At 33.6% G+C, this 20,266-nt stretch carries 13 protein-coding genes; 10 read left to right on the forward strand and 3 right to left on the reverse strand.

What is annotated here, in order from left to right; translation table 11 throughout:
- Positions 1-18: 18 nt before the first annotated feature.
- Complete coding sequence (locus AAC069_RS07905) at positions 19-408, reverse strand: DUF1398 family protein (protein ID WP_339919934.1); 390 nt, start codon at positions 406-408, stop codon at positions 19-21.
- Between the two features lie 240 nt (positions 409-648).
- Entirely contained in the window at positions 649-1,338 is a 690-nt protein-coding gene (locus AAC069_RS07910) for a DUF2461 domain-containing protein (RefSeq protein WP_339919935.1), read from the reverse strand.
- Between the two features lie 521 nt (positions 1,339-1,859).
- Between AAC069_RS07910 and dnaK the strand changes: the two genes are divergently transcribed.
- A complete protein-coding gene (dnaK, locus tag AAC069_RS07915; protein ID WP_339919936.1) occupies positions 1,860-3,743 on the forward strand; it encodes a molecular chaperone DnaK in 1,884 nt (627 codons plus the stop codon).
- A 79-nt stretch (positions 3,744-3,822) separates the two neighbouring features.
- On the opposite strand, the gene AAC069_RS07920 is transcribed toward dnaK, so the two are convergent.
- Positions 3,823-4,722 carry a Brp/Blh family beta-carotene 15,15'-dioxygenase gene (locus AAC069_RS07920; protein WP_339919937.1) on the reverse strand — a complete coding sequence of 300 codons (900 nt, stop codon included), beginning with the start codon at positions 4,720-4,722 and terminating at the stop codon, positions 3,823-3,825.
- Between the two features lie 116 nt (positions 4,723-4,838).
- Between AAC069_RS07920 and AAC069_RS07925 the strand changes: the two genes are divergently transcribed.
- The 9 genes from AAC069_RS07925 to AAC069_RS07965 all read left to right on the forward strand — a co-directional run bounded on the left by AAC069_RS07925 (position 4,839) and on the right by AAC069_RS07965 (position 20,265).
- Positions 4,839-5,564, forward strand: coding sequence for a bacteriorhodopsin-like (locus AAC069_RS07925; protein WP_339919938.1), 726 nt, complete (start codon positions 4,839-4,841; stop codon positions 5,562-5,564).
- A gap of 222 nt (positions 5,565-5,786) precedes the next feature.
- A complete protein-coding gene (gene corA / locus AAC069_RS07930) occupies positions 5,787-6,857 on the forward strand; it encodes a magnesium/cobalt transporter CorA (RefSeq protein WP_339919939.1) in 1,071 nt (356 codons plus the stop codon).
- Between the two features lie 107 nt (positions 6,858-6,964).
- The gene (pta, locus tag AAC069_RS07935; RefSeq protein WP_339919940.1) at positions 6,965-9,058 is read left to right on the forward strand and encodes a phosphate acetyltransferase; all 2,094 of its coding nucleotides are present in this window, start codon (positions 6,965-6,967) and stop codon (positions 9,056-9,058) included.
- A gap of 105 nt (positions 9,059-9,163) precedes the next feature.
- Positions 9,164-10,348: an acetate kinase gene (locus tag AAC069_RS07940; RefSeq protein ID WP_339919941.1), complete on the forward strand. Its 1,185-nt coding sequence runs from the start codon at positions 9,164-9,166 to the stop codon at positions 10,346-10,348.
- Positions 10,349-10,445: 97 nt separating this feature from the next.
- Positions 10,446-13,193 (forward strand): histidine kinase, encoded by a 2,748-nt coding sequence (locus AAC069_RS07945; RefSeq protein WP_339919942.1) that lies wholly within the window; start codon positions 10,446-10,448, stop codon positions 13,191-13,193.
- Positions 13,194-13,435: 242 nt separating this feature from the next.
- Complete coding sequence (locus AAC069_RS07950; RefSeq protein WP_339919943.1) at positions 13,436-16,435, forward strand: SusC/RagA family TonB-linked outer membrane protein; 3,000 nt, start codon at positions 13,436-13,438, stop codon at positions 16,433-16,435.
- A gap of 4 nt (positions 16,436-16,439) precedes the next feature.
- Entirely contained in the window at positions 16,440-17,894 is a 1,455-nt protein-coding gene (locus AAC069_RS07955; protein WP_339919944.1) for a RagB/SusD family nutrient uptake outer membrane protein, read from the forward strand.
- A gap of 18 nt (positions 17,895-17,912) precedes the next feature.
- Complete coding sequence (locus AAC069_RS07960; protein ID WP_339919945.1) at positions 17,913-18,815, forward strand: LamG domain-containing protein; 903 nt, start codon at positions 17,913-17,915, stop codon at positions 18,813-18,815.
- Between the two features lie 58 nt (positions 18,816-18,873).
- Complete coding sequence (locus AAC069_RS07965) at positions 18,874-20,265, forward strand: glucoamylase family protein (protein WP_339919946.1); 1,392 nt, start codon at positions 18,874-18,876, stop codon at positions 20,263-20,265.
- Position 20,266: the final 1 nt, after the last annotated feature.

Raw genomic sequence — 20,266 nt, forward strand, 5'->3', positions numbered from 1 at the left:
TTTATAGAGCGCGAAGGGCTAAGTAGGGATTTTTTCGATCAAGATGGCATCAGCTGCTGGATCAAAATAAGTACAGGTCATTTCGATGATGTCCACACGCCATTTAGCAATTCCAGATTGGGCTGCCTGTTGGCAAAAAGTAAAATAATCAGTTTGTCCGTCTTGATGCATTACCAAAAACTCTATAAAACGTTCTTTATTTGCAGTTGAAGCAATCTTAATTACGTCATATTTTTTATCAGTGCTCACGGAGTAGTCATCGCTGCCATAATAGGCAACGCTACCATCGTTGAGTAGGGTATCGTATCCTTTTACACCCAAATTGATTAAGTCTTGGATATAATTTGAAAAATCAGCACCCGTTTGGACTTTATCATGTGCTTGTTTAATTTGTTCTAGGGTAAACATGTTTTTTTGTTTTATTTTTTGAGAGTTCAAATATAGTTTAAAATACTATAATTGGGCATTTATAGGTGTAGCTTTGGATTTTTTCACACCGTAAATTTACAAATCAGCAAAGGTTTAATTAGCGTATTTGTTAGATACGACTCGATAAGAAGGAGCTTATGGAGAGAGAATATGTAATGATTACATCTATTTACTTGACTTTTTTATGAATGCTGAGGCACTTGAACCCTACGTACTATTCTAGATTTTAGTTTCTCCATTTAAATCAGTTGTAAGAACAATACTTAGGTAGTCAAAAAAGGGTCGTACAGATTTAAATAATTCATTTACCTTATAAATAAATTGGGGATCAACTATCTCTTTATCTGTAAAATCATGTCTAAGGATAAATTGTTTATACCGAATTAAATCGATGGCTTCATGATCTTTAGAAAAACCTCTTGGCGAAGTTGGGACTTTATTTCCTGCTAATTCCACAAAATTATCTTTGATTTCCTTTGAGTTTAAAATTTTGCGCCACGCTGTAGGATTTAGCTCAATATCTTTCCTTATTCTTTTAAGATCATCAGGATTAGGAGAAAAGAACCCGCCCGCTAGAAAGTTATTACCAGGTTGTATGTTTAAATAATAACCCCCTCTTTTTAACTTAGTTGCTCTTTGTAAACCTAGCGCAAATCGAGGTTTGTAAGGTGCTTTGTCTTTACTGAAACGGACATCGTTATAAATACGGTACAGACTTTTCTTTCCAGACACATTTTCAATAGCATCATGAGCGTTCATTAGTACTATGAGTTGGTCAGCAAACGCAACAATGTTACTTTGTGCTGTCGTATATTGTGTTTTATTTTCGGAAAACCAGTCTCTGTTGTTGTTCTTTTCTAGATTTTTTAAAAAAGTAATGCTGCTTGATGCTATAGTAGGTTTTTCCATTTTTTTAATTTATTGGGGTTTTTTGTAGTTTGCTTTAACTGGAATGGGTAAGCTCCAAATTTAGGTAACTTTTTTATGTAGTAGAAATGAAAGAGGTTAAAGTTTCGATTGTGAAACGCGTTTTTACGGGAAAGAGCAAGTTTCTAAAATTAATATATTTAATCCTGAATGACTAACAAGATAGCTTATGTATTGGAATACATTTTCACCATTGTTATAGCGAATTGAAACGACAAATGCCCTAGCCCTGATAGCAGCGGCATCCTTTATGTTCTTTCTTTAAGAACATAAAGATACAGCGGAGAGCAGGAATAGCTTCTGAATAGTACTATTGAAACTGCCAACCGAATTTTATTGTTTTATCAATGACAGTCAGCCTAAAATGTCATCTTGGCAGATTATTTTCCGCCATTTTAACAAAAACTGACAATTTATTAGCCCCTGTTGTATTGGCATAGTGATTGACTTATGCACCATGAGTTATTAAAATAAGTATACATTATAATTAAATATAAATAAAAATGGGTAAAATAATCGGAATTGATTTAGGTACGACAAACTCTTGTGTTTCTGTAATGGAAGGTAATGAAGCAGTTGTTATTCCTAACGCAGAAGGAAAAAGAACAACACCATCTATCATCGCTTTTGTTGAAGGTGGAGAGATTAAAGTGGGAGATCCTGCAAAAAGACAAGCGGTAACAAATCCTACTAAAACAATTGCTTCTATTAAACGTTTTATGGGTCATTCTTTTAGCGAAGTTTCGGCTGAGACAAAAAGAGTTTCTTACAAAGTAGTAAAAGGGGACAACAATACACCACGCGTGGATATTGATGGTCGTTTATATACTGCACAAGAATTGTCAGCAATGACTCTTCAAAAAATGAAAAAAACTGCTGAAGACTATTTAGGTCAAACAGTTACTGAAGCAGTTATTACTGTTCCTGCTTACTTTAATGATGCACAACGTCAAGCGACTAAAGAAGCTGGTGAGATTGCAGGTCTTAAAGTTATGCGTATTATCAACGAGCCAACTGCTGCGGCACTTGCTTACGGATTAGACAAAAAAGGAACTGATCAAAAAATTGCTGTTTACGATTTAGGTGGAGGTACATTTGATATTTCTGTTCTTGAATTAGGAGACGGAGTTTTTGAAGTATTGTCTACAAATGGTGATACTCACCTTGGTGGAGATGATTTTGACCACGAAATTATTGACTGGTTAGCTGACGAATTTAAAACTGAAGAAGGTATTGATTTACGTTTAGATCCAATGTCTTTGCAACGTTTGAAAGAAGCTGCTGAAAAAGCAAAAATTGAATTGTCTTCTTCTACTGAAACTGAAATTAACTTACCTTACGTAACTGCTACAGCTTCAGGACCAAAACACCTTGTTAAAAAATTATCTAGAGCTAAATTTGAGCAATTAACTGATTCATTAGTAAAACGTTCTATGGCACCAGTTGCTAAAGCGTTGAAAGATGCAGGTTTATCTGTTTCTGATATTGACGAAGTTATCCTTGTAGGAGGTTCTACTCGTATGCCAAGAATTGCTGACGAAGTGGAGAAATTCTTTGGTAAAAAAGCGTCTAAAGGAGTTAACCCTGATGAAGTTGTTGCAATTGGAGCAGCTATTCAAGGTGGAGTTCTTTCTGGAGATGTAAAAGATGTATTGTTACTTGACGTTACACCTTTATCTTTAGGTATCGAAACTATGGGTGGTGTTATGACAACTCTTATTGAGTCTAATACTACTATTCCAACTAAAAAATCGCAAGTATTCTCTACTGCTGCAGATTCTCAACCAACAGTTGAAATTCACGTATTGCAAGGAGCTAGAGCAATGGCTGCTGACAACAAAACTATTGGTCGTTTCCATTTAGATGGTTTACCACCAGCTCCAAGAGGGGTTCCACAAATTGAAGTAACTTTTGATATTGATGCTAATGGTATCATCAAAGTTTCTGCAACTGATAAAGGAACTGGAAAATCTCACGATATTCGTATCGAAGCTTCTTCTGGATTAACATCTGAAGAAATCGAAAAAATGAAACAAGATGCTGAAGCTAACGCTGAGTCTGACAAAATCGCAAGAGAAAGAGCTGAAAAATTGAACGAAGCAGATGGAATGATCTTTCAAACTGAAACTCAATTAAAAGAGCTAGGTGAGAAATTATCTGACGAAAACAAAGTAGCTGTAGAATATGCATTAACTGAATTGAGAATGGCTCACCAATCTCAAGACATTCCTGCAATTCAAACTGCACTTGATAACATCAATGCTGCTTGGAAAACTGCTACTGAAGCAATGTACGCGCAAGGAGAACAAGGTCAAGCTGATGCACAGCCACAAGCTGATGCTCAAGGAGATGATGTTCAAGATGTAGATTACGAAGAAGTAAAATAATTATTTCCTGTAGAAATACACTTGGGTGTATTTCTACTATATAATAAAAAAAACCGAGCTAGAAATAGCTCGGTTTTTTTTATGCGTTTTTTGTATTTTTTATATGCATCATTTTGAGAATTACTAATACGTGTGGAAATGTGATAGCTGCAAGAAAAGAGAAAAACAGAGCATTAAATATCTCCTCATCTCTAAATACGAAATAGAGAAGTCCGATTCCGAATAATGAAGCCAGCCAATACGCAAAGGCGTTCCTATAATAGGCTATAAAGTTGCTAAGAGTAAATGAACCATAAATAAATTTCATTTGATCTAAAATAGAAGGAATACTATGCCAAATAATAAAGTAGATTGCAAACCCCCATATTAAACTCGAAGTTTTAAATATGATGGCAAAAACCACAAGCAAAAATAATTCTGTCTGTAATTTTTTTCGAAAGGATTCGAATTTCCAATAAAAGTAAGCGCTTATACTTAGAAAGATCAATCCGCTAGTCATGAGGATTTCATTTATATATAACGTAGGGAGTTTAAATCGTATAATCTCAGTTACGATCACTTTGACTTCGTTAGAATGAAAGAAAAACAATAAAAATAATATAACGATTCCGTAAATGAAAGGGTAAAAAATCAAGATGTATTTTGATACTTTAAAATCTAAATAGAACCCTTGCTGATCGCCAAAGTGAAAGGCACTAACTAAAATAAACAGAAGCAAAGCTACTATCGGTATCAAATAGAATAATAATAATCCAAATAGGACTACAATAACATAATACAGTACTATTTTTTTAGATGAAATTATATTTTTTGAATCGTTTGTATTCTTAATTAAAAGCAAATCATTAGCGCCATGTAGAATTCCGAAGCTAAAAATGAGTGAAAATGCAATGATTATTTGAGTTTTTTCTGTTAAAAATGAGTTTAGCCACAAACAAAAAAAGCTTGCCACGATTGCGAAATTGGTGTATTTAAGCATGGAGTTCTATTTTTTGTTTAAAATTAGGTAAAAATAATTAAACAAAATGCATTTTATTTGTTTAACTTTAACTACATTTACTTAAACAAATAGCATTTAACTTCTAAATTTTAATTATGACAAATTTTATGTTTATTTCAGGAATGGTTTCAAAATTATCTCCTACTGACTATGTAGGATTTACTTTTTTCGTAGGGTGCATGGCAATGATGGCTGCGTCTGCGTTTTTCTTTTTATCACTGAGCCAATTTGACAAAAAGTGGCGTACTTCAGTGTTGGTTTCGGGTTTAATTACTTTTATTGCTGCTGTACATTATTTCTACATGAGAGATTATTGGGCTGCATTTGGGGAGTCACCTACTTTTTTCCGCTATGTTGACTGGGTTCTAACTGTGCCATTAATGTGTGTTGAGTTTTATTTAATATTGAAAATAGCAGGAGCAAAGCAATCCTTGTTATGGAAAATGATTATTTATTCTTTAATCATGTTAGTTACAGGTTACTTTGGAGAAGTTGTTTTCACTGAGAGCGCCGCTTTTTGGGGGGCAGTTTCAGGATTAGCTTATTTCGCAATTGTTTATGAAATATGGTTAGGAGAAGCTTCAAAACTAGCGAAAGCTGCAGGGGGTAATGTACTTGCTGCGCACAAAATATTATGTTGGTTTGTACTTGTAGGCTGGTCAATCTACCCATTAGGGTATATGATGGGAACAACTGGATGGTACAACGGAATAATTCCTGCTGGTAATATTGATGTTGTTTATAACATTGCTGATGCAATCAATAAAATTGGTTTTGGATTGGTAATTTATACATTAGCTGTGAAATCACAAACGAACTAAATAAAATATTTTGTTTATTAAAACCGAGCTAGAAATAGCTCGGTTTTTTTTGTTTTATAGTAAAACATGATTTATCTCATAAAACGAAAGTAGCTGTCTTAGTACCTTTGTTTCCTATTATGATGAAATAATAGAAATCTTAGTTAATACTTATTTCAAAAACGTTAAGGAACTATTCATTGAAGAAACTTTTTTGTAATATTACTGTAGATATTATATTGTATGAGAAAAATTAAATTTAAGAAAGGCAGAAAAGCACAACCAAATCAGCTTGAATACACCGGAAGGCATAAGAAGATGGAATCGGAGATGCAATTGTTTGTATATGACACTGCAGACTTTCTTGAATATGAAGATGTTGATATTATCGACTTAAAGAGTTGTATCAATGATCAAAAAACAAATTGGCTGAACTTGCATGGTTTAAATGAGCTTGAAATAATTGAAGCAATAGGAGCTTTTTTCAAGATTGATAATTTTATGCTTTCTGACATTTTAAATACTACTAGGAGAACAAAGTTAGAAGAATCGCCGGACACTTTGTTTTTTAATATAAAATCCATGTTGCCTACTGAGAACTCTGATAACATCAGTGTGGAGCAGATTAGTTTTTTAATAAAGAATAATGTACTGATTTCTTTCCAAGAAAAGCGAAGTGATTTTTTCTCTCATATAAGGGAAAGAATTAGAAGCCAAGCGGGTAGTGTTCGCACTAAAAAAGCTGATTTTTTACTTTATTTGCTATTAGATGCAGTCATGGAGAATTTCTATGTCACTATTGAGAATGAAGAAGACAAGGTTGAAGAATTAATAAATCTATCTAAGGCGAGTGCAGACCCACAAATTCTGATACGAATTGAAAAACACCGTGATAACTTTAATTTTTTGAAACGGGCGATAATTCCGCTTCGAGACTCATTGTATGCTATTAAAAGTTTAAAAGAAGATGAAGATTTCAGTGTTATAGAATCTGAAACCTTTGGTTATTTTTCTCGTTTACACCAAAAAAGCTTGGAACTTTTAGAACAAATTGATTCAGATATGGGGATGTTAGAAAGTGCTTCTAATTTCTTTTTTTCGTCGCAGTCTCATAAAATGAATGAGATCATGAAAACCTTAACTATTGTTTCGGCCATATTCATACCCTTAACATTTATTGCAGGTGTTTATGGAATGAATTTTCAACATATGCCTGAGCTTGAGTATAAAAATGGCTATTATACGGTCATTGGAGTAATGGTTGTAATAGGGATCATTATGGTGTTTTATTTTAGAAAGAGAAAGTGGTTTTGAGTTAAGTATAGAGTTTAGAATAAATAATACAAATAGTCAGAATAGAGTTTAGTTACGAGATAGAGCGTAATCAACTGTATTTTAAAATAATATAAAAAATAAGCAAAATGAATAAAGCCATATATATAGCAACATCTGAGCATAATAGTGGGAAATCGATTATTACTCTAGGTCTAATGAGTATGCTTATTGGAAAGACAGCTAAAGTGGGCTATTTCCGACCAATAATAGAGGATTTTGAAGATGGTAAATTGGATAATCATATTGAAACTGTAATCTCTCATTTTGGTTTGGATATTGCATTTGAAGATGCTTTTGCAATTACTAAAAGCAAGCTGATTAAAAAGAAAAACAAAGGTAAAATAGGAGAGGTCCTAGATTTGATCATTGATAAATACAAACGACTGGAGGAACAATTTGATTTTGTTTTAGTTGAGGGAACCAGTTTTAGCGGTGAAGGGACCGTTATCGAACTCGATATGAATGTGCTTATCGCTAAAAATCTAGGGATACCAACAATAATTGTGGGTTCAGGTGTAGGAAAAACTTTGGAGGAGTTAGTAGATAGTTTATATTTAGCTTATGATTCCTTTAAAGTAAAGGACGTAGAAGTACTTGCAATTATTGCCAATAAAGTACAACCTGAAAACATCAAATTAGTAACAGACGGTTTGAGAGCGAGTTTACCGAAAGAAATTTTAGTAAATGCTATTCCTATAATTTCTAGTTTAAATAATCCAACGATTAAAGAAATTGTGGATGAACTGGATGCCAAAGTATTATTTGGTGGTGAATTCTTAAATAATGAAATAGGGAATTTTAGTGTTGGAGCCATGCAGCTGCGCAACTACTTGTTACACCTAAAAGATAAGGCACTAGTGATTACTCCTGGTGACCGTGCTGATATTATTTTGGGTGCATTACAAGCTAATGAATCTGCAAATTACCCAAGTATTTCAGGTATCGTTTTGACAGGTAATATAGTTCCTGATGACAGTATTCTAAAGCTAATCGAAGGGTTGACTAGTATTGTTCCCATTATATCTGTTGAAGGTGGTACCTATAGTATTACCAATAAAATAGGAGATATAAAGGCTAAGATTTATGCTGACAATAAACAAAAAATAGAGACCTCAATAAATACTTTTGAGAAGTATGTAGACTTGGATAGCCTAGCTAAAAAATTAAGTTCTTTTGAAGCAGAAGGGATGACACCTAAAATGTTTCAGTACAACTTGGTAAAAAGAGCTAAAAAACATAGAAAACATATCGTTTTACCCGAAGGGAATGATGAGAGAATTCTCATTGCGGCCTCACGATTGTTAACAATGAATGTCGTTGATATTTCTATTCTTGGAAATAAAAAACAAATTGAAAGTAAGGTCGCAGAATTAGGTATTGCCTTTGACTTTTCGAAAGTAAAAATTATCAATCCGATTGAGTCTGAGAATTATGAAGATTATGTAAACACCTATTATGAGCTTCGAAAGAATAAAAATGTGACATTGGGTATGGCCAAAGACTTAATGGAAGACGGTTCTTATTTTGGAACGATGATGGTATATAAAGGTGATGCAGACGGTATGGTTTCTGGAGCCGCACATACAACGCAACATACGATTTTACCTGCATTACAATTCATAAAAACTAAGCCAAATACGTGTATCGTTTCTTCCATATTTTTTATGTGTTTAGAAGATCGAGTTTCTGTTTTTGGGGATTGCGCGATTAATCCAAACCCTACCGCAGAACAATTAGCAGAAATAGCTATTTCATCTGCCGATTCTAGTTTGGCATTTGGCATAGAGCCAAAAGTAGCTATGTTGTCTTATTCTTCGGGGGCATCCGGTAAAGGGGATGAAGTAGACAAAGTGAGAAAAGCGACCGAAATAGTTAGATTGAAACGTCCTGATTTAAAAATTGAAGGACCTATACAATACGATGCTGCTGTGGATATGGAAATAGGGCAAAGTAAAATGCCAAATTCCGAAGTGGCAGGACAAGCAAGTGTACTTATTTTTCCTGATTTGAATACAGGAAATAACACCTACAAAGCAGTTCAAAGAGAAACTGGAGCATTAGCCATAGGACCAATGTTACAAGGATTAAACAAACCTGTAAATGATTTAAGTCGTGGTTGTACTGTTGATGATATAATTAACACGGTAGTTATTACAGCAATTCAAGCGCAGGGGTTGTAGAAAAAAGTTTCAAGTTTCAAGTTTAAAAAAATAACGACAAAGAAACTCCGCCCAGTCACCCTCTCCTTTGGAGAGGGCTGGGGAGAGGAAAAACATATTAGTTCAATGAAAATAATAATTATAAATTCAGGTAGTTCATCTATAAAATATCAGTTAATCAATATGCCTACTCAGGAAGTAATTTGTAGCGGTATGATTGATAGAATAGGATTAGATACTTCAAATCTTACCTACGTCACTAGTACTACAAAATTAGAAGAATCTTTACCAATTGCTGATCATAAAATAGGTTTAGAGAAGATTGCTCAATTATTAATGAATGTTAATATAGGGGTAATTAAAACTACGGAAGAAATTAATGCTGTGGGTCATCGAGTGGTGCACGGAGGAAGTTATTTTACAGATACAACCATTATCAATATAGACGTTAAAGAAAAAATAAAAGAACTTTCTATTTTAGTGCCATTGCATAATCCAGCGCATTTGCTAGGAATAAATGTTGCCGAAGAAATTTTTGCAACAGCGAAGCAAGTAGCAGTATTTGATACCGCTTTTCATCAAACAATACCTGTCGTAGCATACAAATACGCTATACCTAATGGTCTTTTGACAGAAAGTAAAATTCGGGTTTATGGTTTTCACGGAACTAGTCACAAATACGTTTCTGAAAAAGCAATAGAATATTTAGAGAAAAGTTCAAAAATAATAAGCATTCACCTCGGAAACGGCTGCAGTATGACGGCAATTCAAGATGGAAAAAGTATTGATCATACGATGGGTTTTTCTCCGTCAAATGGGTTGATAATGGGAACAAGAAGTGGGGATATTGATCATTCGCTTATATTTTATTTGATAAATACATTAGGATATACAGCCACTGAGGTAAATAATTTATTACTTAAAGAAAGCGGAATGCTGGGACTTACTGGATACAGTGATTTGAGAGATATTGAAGCTAATGCTGAAAATGGAAATATTGATTGTCAATTAGCACTGGCTATGAATGCCTATCGAATCAGGAAGTATATTGGTTCGTATGCGGCTGCAATGAATGGTCTCGACGCAATTATTTTCACTGCAGGAATAGGAGAAAATTCATCTTATATTAGAAAATTAGTGTGTACGGATATGGATTATTTCGGAATCGAAATAGACATGGAAAAGAATGATATTCGTTCAAAAGAGATAAGGGAAATCAATACTTTAAATTCGAAAACAAAGATCATGGTGATTCCGACGAATGAAGAAATAGAAATTGCCAACCAAGTTTATAATTTACTTTTGAATTAAAATAATATTGTATTCTAAAGCCTCTCGAACGAGAGGCTTTTTTATGCTTTAAATTGAATAAATGTGTTTATATTTGGAAATAAAACCTTCCCACAAATTGAAATCAAAGACATTACCACTACTTTTTTTCTTTTTTATATCTATTCAATTGTATGCACAGGAGTTACTTCCTTTTGTAGAGAACTACAGTAAATCTGATTATCAGGGAGATAACCAGATTTGGAATGTGGCTCAAGGTAGTGATGATGCAATGTATTTTGCTAACAATCACTATTTACTACGTTATGATGGTGTAAAATGGGAGAAAAATATGTTGCCTAATAAAACTATTATTAGGTCAATATATGTAGATGGTGATAAGGTATATTCAGGATCCTACAAAGAGTTTGGGTATTGGATTCGTAAAAATGGGAGAATGAATTATGTGTCAATTTCTAAGGGGAAATCTGTTTTTGACGATAAGGAGAATGAAGAAATATGGAAGATTTTTAAATTTAATGACGCAATTTATTTCCAATCTTTTAATACGATTTACAAATACGATGGACGTAGTGTAAAAAAAATAAAACTATCCTTTCTTATTTCGTATTGTTATGTAATAGACAATCAAATTCTAATTGCGTCCGTTAGCAGCGGTATTTATAGGATGGTCAATTCTCGTATTGAAAAAGTGATAGGATGGGACGTTTTAGAGAACAACGTGATTCATGACATCGAAAAATTTCAAAATAAAACGTACTTTTTTACAAAGAAAAATGGTGTTTATGTTGAAGAAAACGGAATCTTAACTCCTTGGACAAACCCTTTAAATGTAACTTTAAAAACGGCTAACATTAATGTTGCTCATTTCCTAAAAAACAACAAATTAGCAGTAGGAACAGGCAGTAGAGGTGTTTTTATTTTTGATCTTGACAAGAATTCGTATATTAATATTGATCGAAATAATGTGTTGATGAATAATTCTATTTTAAGCATAGGGTTAGACAAAGAGAATGACTTGTGGTTAGGGTTAGATAATGGAATCGCCCATATAGAGATTAATTCGCCAACTGCTATTTTTTATGATAATAGTGGCGCTTTAGGGTCCGTGTATTCTGTTGTTAAAACCGACAAAGGTTTTTTGATGGCATCAAATCATGGAGTATTTAAATATGTAAGTAAAAATTTGTCGTTAATACCAAACTCAGAAGGTCAAGCTTGGATTATCAATAAAATAGGCAATAAGTATATCATAGGGCATAATGAAGGAACTTATATCTATAAGGATGCGATTTTTTTAAAAATAAACAATATCAATGGAGGTTGGAACTTAGTGAAAAGCAATGTGGATAATTCTTATTTGCAAGCTACCTATAGTGGTATTTATATTTATAAAGACATCAGAAATTCATCGGAGCGAATTCAGCTGAAAGGTCTTCTCAAACCAATAAAATATGTTGCTCAAAATAAAAAAAATGAAATATGGGCTGCGGATAATTATAGAGGTTTATATAGAATAAAGTACAATGATGCTTTTGAAACTACGAGCGTGGAGAATATTACACAGAAAGGTAAAAAAAATGCTAATGACTTTGGAGTAAAAATATTTGAATTTAGAAATGAAATTCTTTTTCTGATTCACAAAAAATGGTATACATATAATTCAATTTCGAATCAATTGGTAAAAAATGAATTGTTTAACTCTAATTTTGAAAACACATCTGATATAGTTAAAATAGACGAAGACCATTTTATAGTGTTGCAAGAGGGGTTGCTATATCAGGTTGATGCTAAAGGAAATAATTTTGTTAGAAGTTTAATTCAGGAGAAATATTACAAGGGTAAAATTATCAATGATAATTTAAAAATTTTTAAAGATGGCGATACCTATTTACTGAATTTGGATGACGGGTTTATATCACTTCAATTAAAGAATGCGAAGCCAGTGAGTCCGGAAATAAAGATTGAAGCTTTTAATGAGGAAAACTTGGTCATAGGTAATTCTAAAATCAATTATAATTCAGAATTAAAAGTAAATGTAATTTCAGGAATATATGGATCAAACAAACCAAGTCTTTTTTACAAGATAAATGCGGCAGAAAACTATTCATCGGTAAATGGAGGATTGATTATTTTAAATAATTTAGACAGTGGCAGTCATACCCTTAGGGTCTACAATCACGATGGGGTACATTTTAATGAAGTTTCAAGTTTTAATTTTTATGTCGCACAACCATGGTTTTTTTCTTTTTGGATGATGCTGATGTATGTGGTCGTAATAGCAAGTGTATCATTTGTGTATTATAGATGGAATAAAATGCGCTACATTCAAAAACTCGAACTTCGAGAAGAAGAATTGAAACACCAGAAGAAAATTTTGGAAATTGAATTAAAAGCGGAGAATGAATTGAACAGTCAAGAATATGAAAAACACATTTTAGAACTAGAGTTGCAATCTAAATCGTCTGAGGTGACTGGTAAATCGCTGTCCATTGCTAAACAAAGTGAAATGATAGAAAGTATCCAAGGAATTTTAGATTCGGAAACTGATCTAAACAAACTGAAGAGTGAAATAAATAAGACTATAAAAATCAATGCGATCAATAAGCATGAGTGGGAGACTTTTGAAACCAATTTGAATCAAATCCACAACGAATTTATAATTACGCTTTCCAAGAAGTTTCCAAATCTTACTCCTAAGGATATAAAGTTGTGTATCTATTTAAAGATGAACCTTACCTCTAAAGAAATTGCACCAATGATGAATATTTCTTTTCGAGGAGTAGAACTACATCGCTATAGGTTAAGAAAGAAATTACAGCTTGTACAGGATGATAATCTTTCTAAGTTTTTATTATCAATATAAAAACTATTTAATTTTTACATATAATATATTTTTTAGGGTAATTTTTAACAGAATTACAATACATCATTACTACATCATAGTGATGTAATGTAACGCCTTGTTACTACTCTTAATACCTTTAAAAGATTGATTTATATAGGACCTCTGCTGCTGTGATGTATCTATGTAGTAATTCAGATATTGTTACTATAACGTTGTAATTAGCTAATTTGGCTCAACTAACTTTAACAAATTATTAATACATGAGAAATTTTATATTTAGCTTTTTAGCACTCATTCTACTTCCGGCATATATGTCTGGTCAAGTAATTAAAGGAAAAGTATTGGATAAAAATGGAATTGGAATACCAGGAGCCATTGTGGTTTCTCCAAGTTCAAATGCTGATACTGATTTTGACGGAAATTTTAATATCAATGCCAGTGTAGGTGATGTGTTAAAAGTAAGCATGTTGGGATTTGAAGCGGTTTCAGTGAAAGCTACGGTAAATCCAATGAACATAACAATGTTAGAATCTGAGGATACAGCATTGAGGGAAGTCGTTATTATTGGTTACGGTACTAGAAAAAAAATTGATAATACAACTGCAATTACGTCATTAAAAGCAGAAGAGATTTCTAGAACTAAAGTTTTGAATGCTTCTCAAGCCATTCAAGGAAAAGCTGCAGGAGTACAAGTAGTATCATCCGATTTACCTGGAAGTAGCCCTTCGGTTATTATTAGAGGTTTAGGAACTGCATTAGGAGGTAGAACTCCGTTGTATATTGTGGACGGAATGCCTACAGAGAATATCAATAATATTAATACAAATGATATTACTTCTTATGAAATCTTAAAAGATGCTTCGGCATTAGCAATTTACGGTACTAGAGCTGCAAATGGGGTAATCATCATTACGACTAAAAAAGGTAAAGGTGACGGTGTTACCGTTGAAGTTGAAAGTTTTGTAGGTTTTAGAGAGCCGTTGAAGAAAGTAAAAATGGCTGGAAGTAATAAATATTCTTATTATTCAAATTCAGCTTTACAAACAACAACTTTTTCGCAAGATCAACCTGTGAACACAGATTGGTTTGATGCCATTACTAGAACAGGATCGTATACTCAAAATAATATTTCCGTTTCTGGATCAACAGAAAATATAAAATATTTTTTCAGTTTAGGAAATTATCAAGAGAAAGCGGTTCTAAATGGATTGGATTATAATCGAACTACATTTAGAAATAATAACGAATACAAAATTTCTAAAAAACTGACGTTAAATCAAAACTTTAGCTTTGGTTTAACTAATTCAAATCCAAAACCTTTAAGTGCATTTACAAATGCTTACAAGCAATCACCAATTATCCCGGTTCGTTTCTCAACTGGACAATATGGTGTGTCATTTGTTGGAAATGATGGTTTTGCAGGAACTACTGGATCTTCTTTTAACAATGTAGGTAATCCAGTTGCGCAATTAGATTTCTTTGATGAAGAACAAAAAAGTATAATATTACAAGGAGGTTTAAAATTAGATTATGAAATTTTAAAATCATTAAAATTTACCTCTCAATTTAACGGTGAATATTATACTTGGAAGAATTATAATTTTGAAGATACAAAAAACATTTGGTTAGCTGCTGATCCTAGCAGAACCGAATCTCAGTACAGTACCACTGCCAATGTAAACTTATTGACCAAAGGTAGAAACCAATATTTCAATTGGAATCTATCAAATTACGTTACATACAATGAAGTATTTGGTGATATTCATGATATTGAATTAACAGGAGGGATTGAAACTTCAATTAAAGGAGCACGAGAACAATTAACAATATCAAGAAAAAATGTAAATGAAGATTCTAATTATTGGTCTCTAAGTGGTGTTAATGAAGTAGGGAATGTTACAAATTACACTGACGAAGTTTTTAATGAAACTAAACTCGCTTCTTATTTTGGTCGTTTTCAATATAAATTGATGGACAGATACTTGATTACTGGGACAATTAGACGTGATGGTTCTTCTAATTTTGGTAAAGATTATCGTTGGGGAACTTTTCCTGCCTTTGGTTTAGGATGGGTTGTGAGTAAAGAAGATTTCATGGCTAATGTAAAAGGAATCAATTTATTAAAATTAAGAGGAGGTTGGGGTAAATTAGGAAACCAAAATGTACCTCTTAATAATCAGGCTTATTCTTCAGGATTAAGTAGTTATTTAGGCGGTTCCATATTGTATCAAGGAACTACAATTAACTCTCAAGTTGATCCAAGTTTGTCATGGGAAATAACTGAAGAGGCATCAGCAGGTTTGGATTTTGAATTACTAGATAGTAGGTTAAAAGGATCGTTTGATGTTTATGATAAAACAACAACAAATGTTATTCTAAATACAAAACCTTATATCACATCTGGGATAAGTAATTCCTCGCCAGCCCATGTTGGAGAAGTTTCAAATAAAGGATACGAAGTTGCTTTGCGTTGGGACGATAAAATTACTGATAATTTGAGCTACTGGGTTGGAGGTAACTTCTCAAATAATACAAATGAATTAAAAAGTCTTAAAGATGCTACTCTCGCCCCAATTAATGGTGGAGGTTTAGGAAATGGACAGTGGACAAAATTACTAGACAATACCTCTATAGGAAAACCATTAGGCAGTTTTTACATGTATGAATATGCTGGTTTTGATCCTGAAAATGGTAAAATGTTGTATTACACTGCAGCTGGTACCACGGTATTCCAAGATGCATTAGATGCTAATAAAGATAAAAAATATACGGGTTCTATTTTACCTAGTTCGACTTACGGAGTTACTTTAGGTGCAAACTATAGAAACTTTGACCTATCAGTTGACGGATATGGAACTTCTGGAGCAAAAGTGTACAATGGTAAAAAAGCACAACGTTTTTCAGGGGAAAATATAGAAGAATCTGTAGCTACAAATTTTTGGACTTTAAATAACACTTCGGCTTCAAATCCAGCTCCATTTAATCAGGTTCCAGTTGCCTCAACTTATTATTTAGAATCTGGAGATTTCTTCAGAGTAAATAATATTAGTTTGGGATACAAACTTCCTTTGGCTGAGAATAGCTTCTTAAACTATTGTCGAATATATGTAAATGCTATAAATCCATTTATTACACAAAAGTTCTCAGGTTTTTCTCCAGAGTTAAATGGTAATGGAGATCCTTATGGTAGTCAAGGTATTGAGCTAGATGCCTACCCAACTTTAAGATCGCTCGTTATTGGTGCTAATTTAAAATTTTAATATAATGAAAAAGATATATATATCAATGTTTGTTTTATCCGTCTACTTTTTTTCTGGATGTTCAAACGATTATTTAGATGTTGATCAAACTGAATCTATCTCGACAAAAGATATTGCCTTATTTAATAATGACGAAGGAGCGACGACTTTTGTTACTGCAGTCTACAGTAAATTTTTAGAGTGGAATATGACATCATTTTCTTGGATAGGAGTGTCAAGTATCGCTTCTGATGATGCAGATAAAGGATCTTCTCCAGGCGATACAGGTTCTGATAAAGATGTTATGGATGCACTGACTTATAATGCTTCAAGTCCATCGACTAGTGAGATTTTTTCGGCTAATTATGAAGGTATAAATAGATGTAATCAAGCATTAAATATTGTACCACAATTAGATAAAGCAAATCCAGCTTTACGTACTAGATTGTTAGCTGAAGCCAAATTCTTAAGAGCTTTTATGTACTTTACTTTGGTTAAAACATACGGAGGAGTTCCTATTATTGATCATTTGCCAAACCCTTCTTCTGATGAAGATAGAATAATGCAATTGACACGTAAAACAACTGCTGAAGTATATGTTTTTATCGAAAGTGATTTAGCTGATGCTATTGCTGCATTGCCTAATAAATCAGAATATGCTGCATCAGAAAAAGGAAGAGCTTCAAAAGGTGCAGCTTATGCTTTATTAGCAAAAGTGAATCTATATCAAAAGAAGTGGCAGAAAGTAGTAGACAACTGTAATTTGGTTACAGGATATTCTATCGTTTCTAATTATGCCTCTATGTTTAGACTAGCAGGTGAGAACGATGCAGAATCAATTTTTGAAATTCAAGGTACTGGTTCAGTTCCAGCTAAAGGAATTCAGGGATACTCTGCCACACAAGGTGCTCGTGGTGCCGGAGGTTGGGGATGGGGTTTCAATACACCTTCTCAAAGTTTAGTAAATGCTTATGAGCTGGGCGATGTTAGAAAAAATGCAACTATTATTTTTGCGGGAACAACTTTATATGATGGTAGAATAGTACCAACAACTGTTGAAAATCCTAGATACAATTATAAGGCTTATTCTTCTGCTTATACTGATGCTTGGGAATCAGATATTAATATTAAGTATTTGAGATATGCTGAAGTAGTATTAATGAAGGCAGAAGCATTAAATGAATTAGATCAAACTCCTGCTGCCATTCTTCTATTAAACCAAATAAGAAAAAGAGCTGAATTAGGAAATACTACTGCGGCTTCAAAAGCAGATGTAAGAATTGCTATATGGAAAGAAAGAAGAGTAGAAATGGCTTTTGAGCACGATCGCTTTTTTGATTTAGTAAGAACAGGACAAGCCGTTGCTGCATTTGCTATTGACGGAAAAACATTTGTTGCTGGAAAACATGAAGTGTTTCCATTGCCACAGGCTTTCATTACACAGGCAAACGGATTGTCTACACAAAATTTAGGGTATTAATTTAAAAAAACAGTAAAGATGAAAATAAAAAAATATATAGGCTTATTTGCTTCTGTTCTGGTTTCACAGTTTTTCATAAGCTGTAATGAGGATAGTATTGACAAAGTAAACAGTCCAATTCCATATGAATCCATTGGTGGATACGATAATTCAGATGACATTGCTCCAAGTAATTTAATTACTAAAGTAAGTTTTGAAAATAGCGTTGCTGATTCAAAAAACGGAATAAGTGGCGGGGTTGGTACCGCTGTAACCTATGCACCCGGAATTAAAGGGCAGGCTTATAAAGGATCTTCAAGCTCTTTTATTGCTTATAGTACAGTAGCAAATTCCTTAGTAGGAGTGAAAAGTATTACCGTTTCTATGTGGATTAATACCAATCCACATACTGGAGGAGCACAATCTTTATTTATGTTACCAAAAACCACTGATTTTTGGGGTAACATCTTCACTCTGGTTGAAGGTACAGGACCTGCTACTACAATGTTGATGAAAAATCACATTCAAAAGGACGTAACGCCTAGTATTCCATGGTCTGGTCAGTTTATAGAGCATACTGGTGCTAATCTTTTGCCTAATATGTTTGGATCATGGAAGCATGTTGTTTGGATGTATAATGGAACTAGTTCCACTTATAGCATGTATATCGATGGAAAAAAGCTTGATCTACCAGCTTCATTAGCAAAGCGCTACGCTAGCGATCCTCTTGCGGGAGGAGTTGGATATGGAGAATTGGCAAATTCAAATGTTTCTAAATTCATTATTGGAGGTTTTCAGCAACATTTAGGAGCTCCTTGGGGTGCTGCTGATGGATGGATGTTAAATTATACTGGGTTAATGGACGAGTTTAGAATTTACAACACAGTACTTTCTGACAATGAAGTGGTGGCACTATATAAGTTAGAAAAAGACAATAGGTAAAAATTGTAAGAGCTAGTCCTTAAAAAACTAGCTCTTAAATTATAAACAATATTATTTTATGAAAATGAAAATTTCAATATGCTTGTTAGTAATTAGTCTCTTTAACTCTTGTTCATCATCATCTGATGAAAAAGGGACAAGTGGGGGTACACCACTACCTACTACTCCAGATGCAACTGTTAGTCCATTGACAGACACTGAAGCACTGGACCAAGTTCAAAAAGATGCATTAAAATATTTTTGGGAATATGCTGAATCCAACTCGAAGTTAGCCAGAGAACGCTACTATACAACTGATCCCGGATTTGAGTCTAATATTGTTACAACAGGCGGAGCTGGTTTTGGTTTAATGACAATTATTGCAGGTGTTGATAGAGGTTTTGTTCCTAGAGCAGAAGCCGTTTCCCGCCTGACAACGGCAATGAATTTTCTTGAGAAAGCAGATCGTTTTCATGGTGCATGGTCCCACTGGATTAATGGTAATGATGGTAAAGTAATCCCTTTTGGCACAAAAGATAATGGGGGAGATTTAGTAGAAACTTCATTCCTATGTCAAGGATTATTGACCGTAAGAGAATATTTTAAAAATGGAAGCACCGAAGAAAAGGCATTAGCTGCTAAGGCAGATGAGCTTTGGAAAGGGGTAGAATGGGATTGGTATACTAAAGGAGAAGAAGCCTTATACTGGCATTGGTCTCCTAATTACGGTTGGGAAATGAACTTCAAATTAGAAGGATATAATGAATGTTTAATTACCTATGTAATGGCTGTTTCATCGCCTACACACCCAATATCTGCAACTGCATACCACAAAGCATGGGCTAGAAATGGTTCAATTGTTAGTGGAGCCGCTCAATATGGAATTCCAGTTGTATTGAATTATAATGGAGCTAGCGGAAATGTAGGGCCAATGTTTTGGTCTCATTATTCCTATTTAGGTTTGGATCCTTCTAATCTAAAAGATCAATATGCTGATTATTGGGCATTAACACAAAATCACGCTAAAATCATGAATCAGTATAGTATTGCTAATCCAAAACAATGGAAAGGGTATTCAGATAAGGTTTGGGGTTTGACAGCAAGTTATAGTAGAAACAGTGACGGTACTACAGGATATGCAGCACACCAGCCGAATAACGATTTAGGTGTTATTTCGCCCACTGCAGCCTTGTCCTCATTTCCATTTACACCAGCAGAATCATTGAAATTCTTACATTATTTATATGATGAAAAAAAATCAGAATATGTGGGAATAGCAGGACCTTATGATGCTTTTTCACCTCATTATAACTGGGTTACTCCGAGATATTTGGCTATTGATCAGGGTACGATTGTCCCTATGATTGAAAACTACCGTACAGGTTTATTATGGAAATTATTTATGAACGCTCCAGAAGTAAAACCAGGTTTAGTAAAATTGGGATTCCATTCTGGGAAATATAATTTTTAAG

Origin of the sequence: uncultured Flavobacterium sp., from assembly GCF_963974175.1 — a bacterium.
Taxonomy (GTDB): domain Bacteria; phylum Bacteroidota; class Bacteroidia; order Flavobacteriales; family Flavobacteriaceae; genus Flavobacterium.